5 protein-coding genes are annotated in these 5,541 nt (G+C 52.5%); 2 read left to right on the forward strand and 3 right to left on the reverse strand.

Annotated elements, in window-relative coordinates:
* Positions 1-85 precede the first annotated feature (85 nt).
* Entirely contained in the window at positions 86-961 is an 876-nt protein-coding gene (locus tag J1785_RS03770; protein ID WP_129953170.1) for a hypothetical protein, read from the forward strand.
* Positions 962-1,064: 103 nt separating this feature from the next.
* Positions 1,065-1,943, forward strand: coding sequence for an aromatic amino acid DMT transporter YddG (gene yddG / locus J1785_RS03775; protein ID WP_217218851.1), 879 nt, complete (start codon positions 1,065-1,067; stop codon positions 1,941-1,943).
* Between the two features lie 3 nt (positions 1,944-1,946).
* On the opposite strand, the gene yacL is transcribed toward yddG, so the two are convergent.
* The 3 genes from yacL to J1785_RS03790 form a co-directional block, all read right to left on the reverse strand.
* Positions 1,947-2,312: a protein YacL gene (gene yacL / locus J1785_RS03780; RefSeq protein ID WP_129953172.1), complete on the reverse strand. Its 366-nt coding sequence runs from the start codon at positions 2,310-2,312 to the stop codon at positions 1,947-1,949.
* A 76-nt stretch (positions 2,313-2,388) separates the two neighbouring features.
* Entirely contained in the window at positions 2,389-4,986 is a 2,598-nt protein-coding gene (gene acnB / locus J1785_RS03785) for a bifunctional aconitate hydratase 2/2-methylisocitrate dehydratase (protein ID WP_129953173.1), read from the reverse strand.
* A 315-nt stretch (positions 4,987-5,301) separates the two neighbouring features.
* Positions 5,302-5,541, reverse strand: a 240-nt coding sequence (locus J1785_RS03790) for a hypothetical protein (protein WP_217218852.1), incomplete at its 5' end; no start/stop codon positions are given.

The following is a 5,541-nucleotide window of genomic DNA, read 5'->3' on the forward strand; positions in this document are numbered from 1 at the left end:
GCTTTAATTATCCCCGCCCGCCCATTAGCATCGCGTCATTGCTTACTAAGCAAACAGCTCCATCCACCGCAAGCAGAAATAAAACATGAAAATGATTAAATTAAAGACCGTATCCAGCCTGCTGGTCGCGAGTTCTTTATTGGTTTCCGGGGTTTCCCGGGCCGGGGAAAATTTGTTAAGCAGCAATACTGAAGGGATGCGGCACTATGTGAGCTACGGTGCTGAATATTATAAGTGGGACGAATCCGTCGATAATATGGACGGTAAATATGTTGCTGAACATGGCCCGCGCCTGCGCGTTAATTTCGGATCCAATAATTATCTTGATACGCAAAGCGGCTTATTAAAAGCCTGGGACATGAGCGTCATGTTCGGGATCGTCCGTTATAAAGGCAGTACGCTTGACGATCAGGCCAACGTGCAAAACGGATCGCTCAAGGGCAAAACCTATTACACCGGCTACAGTGCGGACATGACCCGCGGCTACCGTTACCGGGCATCCGACAGTGTTTCTTTCGATATGAAAGGCGCGCTTGGCGGCCAGGCATGGCTGAGAAATATCCGCTCTGATGATGTTTATATCGCCTCAGAAAATGCCACGCGGCAGTACACCGCCGTGGAAGTGACTGTGCAACCTTACGCTAAAGCGTCATTGGGTGCGAACTGGCAAATGACCACAGATTCACGCCTGAGTCTGGAAGGCGGTGCGCTGTATCCGATTAAAACCTGGACGCACAGCAATCAGGGCTCGGTCTGGCTGGAGCCGAAATCCAGGCTTTCGCCATTTACCAGCCTGACCTGGAATATCAACAAAGATGTTTTTGTGAAAGCCAGTTATGTGCATCAGAAATACGGTAAGTCGGACGAGAAACAAGGTGATCTGAACGGACGTACCGTCGGTTATTATCAGCCCGCGACCACCACTTCCACCGTGGGTCTGGAAGTCGGTTTCTACTTCTGATGATTTCAGCAACTCAGCGCCCCTCAAGCGGATTGTTCCGGTGTAAATAACCGGGACAATCGCTTATCTTAAAAGCCTCCTTTTCCAGAGGCTTACCTTTCTTATGGATCGTTTTGCAACGCTGTGTGGCGTTCTCGCCATTTTATTGTGGAGTATGAGCGTGGCGCTCACCCGCAGTTTGTCCGAATCTCTGGGGCCCTTTGGCGCGGCCGCGTCAATTTATACTGTCAGTGGGATTTTAGTCTGGATGGTCGGCGGCAAGCCAACGTTGCGCGGCGAATCTGCGGCCTATCTGATCATCTGCGGTCTGCTGTTTATCTTTTATATGGTGGCGTTTTCGCTGGCGATTGGTCTGGCGCATACCCGGCAACAAACGCTGGAACTCGGGTTGATCAATTATTTATGGCCAAGTCTGACGCTGCTGTTTGCGGTACCGCTGCTGAAATTGCGCGTACGCTGGTGGATCTGGCCGGGGGCAGTACTGGCGTTTGCAGGCGTGTTATGGGCGATCAGCGGCGGTCACGGGCTGGATATTCATCAGCTAATGCGCAATGTGCACGGCAACCCGGTGGCTTATGGTCTGGCATTGGGTGCTGCCGTTTCATGGGCGCTGTATTCCAATCTGGTGCGCGTATTGTGTAAAGGTAAAGGCGTGCTGCCGTTGTTTCTGCTGGCGACCGGTGCCGTGCTGTGGGTGCTGTACTTTACCTATTCATCGAACCGCATCAGCCTGAGATTACCGGCGATTCTTGAACTGCTGGCAATGGGCGCGGTGACGGCCATTTCGTATCAGTGCTGGGATATCGCGATGAAAAAAGGCAATGCGACGCTGGTGGCCGCGTTGTCGTACTTCACGCCGCTGTCATCGATTCTGATTGCCGGATTATGGCTGCACACATTGCCGGGCGCGAGTTTCTGGCCGGGGGTGCTGATGGTAGTCGGCGGTTCGCTGCTCTGCTGGACCGCCTCGCGGGGTAAATAAGTTTTAGCGATAGGTCGTCACGAAAGAACGGTATTTAGCGAGGACTTGCAGGAAGTCCTCGACACCGCAAAATGCCAGACTCTCTTCGTCGTAATAGCTCATGCCTTCTTCAATCTCATCACCGTCGAAATCCAGCTGATTGGCGCGGATCATCACCTCATCGTCGGCTAACAACAGCGTGTATTCATGACCAACCATTTGCGTCTGGCGTTCGCTGCCTTTCAGCTCACTCAGCGCGGCTTCAACGTGATCGAGCACGCTCAGGTCGCCCTTCACTTCTTCATTCAGCCAGTGGCCCAGCACTTCGTGGCCCATTGAAAAACGCACTTTGACCTCACCGGTGATGTCGCGTAAAAAATCGTAATCCATGGCGCAGTCCTCTGGAAAAATCACAATAAAAAAGGGAGCCGAAGCTCCCTTTCAACACTGGCGCAAATATAGCGATTTAGACTGCGGTTTGGAAGATCACACCGTCAGCTTTATCCGTATATTCGCTCAGTTTGTCGAAGTTCAGATAACGGTAGGTATCCACCGCAGTCTTATCCACTTCTGCCATATAACCGAGATATTCTTCCGGTGTTGGCAGGCGACCCAGCAGGGACGCCACCGCGGCCAGTTCCGCTGAGGCCAGATAGACGTTAGCGCCATTGCCCAGACGGTTCGGGAAGTTACGCGTTGACGTGGAAACCACGGTAGAACCGTCAGCCACACGCGCCTGGTTACCCATGCACAGTGAACAGCCCGGAATTTCTACACGCGCACCGCTCTTACCAAAGACGCTGTAATAGCCCTCTTCAGTCAGCTGTGCCGCATCCATTTTAGTCGGTGGTGCAACCCACAGACGGGTTGGTAACGCGCCTTTATGGCTGTCGAGCAGTTTACCGGCCGCACGGAAGTGACCAATGTTAGTCATGCACGAACCGATAAAGACTTCATCGATTTTGCTGTTCTGTACGGAAGACAGCAGACGCGCATCATCCGGATCGTTCGGCGCACAAAGGATTGGCTCTTTGATGTCCGCCAGATCGATTTCGATCACAGCCGCGTATTCGGCATCCGCATCCGCTTCGAGCAGGGTAGGATTCGCCAGCCACTCTTCCATGCCTTTGATACGACGCTCGATGGTACGACGATCGCCGTAACCTTCAGAGATCATCCACTTCAGCAGCACAATGTTAGAGCTGAGGTATTCTTTGATCGGTGCCTGATCCAGTTTGATCGTACAACCTGCCGCTGAACGCTCTGCAGACGCATCCGCCAGTTCAAATGCCTGTTCTACTTTCAGTTCCGGCAAGCCTTCGATTTCCAGAATACGGCCAGAGAAGAGGTTTTTCTTACCTTTCTTCTCAACGGTCAGATGGCCTTCTTTAATCGCGTAGTAAGGGATCGCATGCACCAGATCACGCAGGGTGATGCCCGGTTGCATTTTGCCCTTGAAACGCACCAGAACGGATTCCGGCATATCAAGAGGCATCACGCCGGTCGCTGCCGCAAAGGCCACCAGACCGGAACCCGCCGGGAAAGAAATCCCAATCGGGAAACGGGTATGGGAGTCACCGCCGGTGCCAACTGTATCAGGCAGCAGCATGCGGTTCAGCCAGGAGTGAATAATGCCATCGCCCGGGCGCAGTGAAACACCGCCACGGTTCATGATGAAATCAGGCAGCGTGTGATGGGTGGTCACGTCAACCGGCTTAGGATACGCCGCGGTATGACAGAATGACTGCATCACCAGATCGGCGGAGAAGCCCAGACACGCCAGGTCTTTCAGTTCATCGCGGGTCATCGGACCGGTAGTGTCCTGAGAACCCACCGATGTCATTTTTGGTTCGCAATATTCGTTCGGACGAACACCGGCAACGCCACAGGCGCGGCCCACCATTTTCTGTGCCAGCGAAAAGCCTTTGTTGCTTGCAGCGACAGGTTTCGCAATGCGGAACACTTCGCTCTGCGGTAATTTCAGCGATTCACGGGCTTTGGTGGTTAAACCACGGCCGATGATCAATGGAATACGACCGCCTGCACGCACTTCGTCGAGCAGTACGTCGGTTTTCAGTTCGAAAGTGGCGAGCACTTCGTCGGTTTCGTGATGACGCACTTCACCTTTATACGGATAGATGTCGATAACATCGCCCATGTTCAGGTTAGACACGTCCACTTCGATCGGTAAGGCACCGGCATCTTCCATGGTATTGAAGAAAATTGGCGCGATTTTGCCGCCGAGCACCACACCGCCGCCGCGTTTGTTTGGCACATGAGGAATGTCATCACCCATGAACCACAGCACGGAGTTGGTCGCTGATTTACGCGAAGAACCGGTACCGACAACGTCACCCACGTAAGCCAGCGGGAAGCCTTTTTTGTTCAGTTCTTCGATTTGTTTGATCGGACCGACGCTGCCCGGTTGATCCGGATGGATGCCTTCACGTTCATTTTTCAGCATTGCCAGCGCATGCAGAGGAATATCTGGACGGGACCAGGCATCCGGAGCAGGTGACAAATCATCGGTATTGGTTTCGCCGGTCACTTTAAACACGGTGACGGTGATTTTTTCGGCCAGTTGCGGGCGCGACAGATACCATTCGGCATCCGCCCACGACTGAAGGATTTTTTTCGCGTGTTCGTTGCCCGCGTGTGCTTTTTCTTCCACATCGTAGAAGTTATCAAACATCAGCAACGTGTGGGACAGCGCTTTCGCGGCAATAGGTGCCAGCGTGTCGTTATCCAGTGCGTCGATCAGCGGGTGAATGTTGTAACCGCCCTGCATGGTGCCCAGCAGTTCAACAGCTTTTTCAGGAGTGACCAACGGAGAGGTAGTTTCGCCTTTGGCGACGGCGGCCAGGAACCCGGCTTTAACATAGGCGGCTTCGTCGACGCCCGGTGGAACACGGTTAATCAGCAGGTCTAACAGAGTGTCTTCTTCGCCTTGCGGCGGATTCTTCAGGGACTCAACCAACGCTGCCATCTGTGAAGCATCAAGTGGCTTAGGGACGATGCCCTCTGCAGCACGCTCGGCTACGTGCTTACGGTATTCTTCTAGCACGACTTTCTCCTCGCTCTCATTGTCATTTATTATGCCTGGCTTCCATCATCAGCATCGCGTCATGCCTGTAGGGACAGGGGAATTCAAGCGGTCTGATGAATCGGGGACACTGCGGGTAAGAGGGTTTCTTGTTCTGAAACTATACGTCCTGAACCTGAGCACAGTGCCCTTTAGCGCCTGGGCAGCATAGCAGGATTTTGCCCGCTTGTTAATTCGTTCACATAAAAGCAACATTAAATCTTTGCTGAATCGTTGAGCACAGACGGATCGGCTGTTCATCCCGATTCGCCCTCCAGATCATCACAACAACCCTGATCATACAAGGGAATAAATGGCAGTAAATGCAGAAAAAAGACACCAAAAAACCGCCCAAAAGGACGGTCGATTTGTCTCTTCGATGTGCTGGCAGATAAGTGCTTCCTGAACAGAAAGTGAGTGAAAAGCAATCTTATAACTGCCGAACTTATCTTCGGATCGCAAAACACAACATTGGCAGGAAATACTTATTGCTCGGAAAAATAACTTCGCTATATGTTTTTGAATCTGTCTCTTATA

This window comes from Rahnella perminowiae, assembly GCF_019049755.1.
GTDB classification, from domain to species: domain Bacteria; phylum Pseudomonadota; class Gammaproteobacteria; order Enterobacterales; family Enterobacteriaceae; genus Rahnella; species Rahnella perminowiae.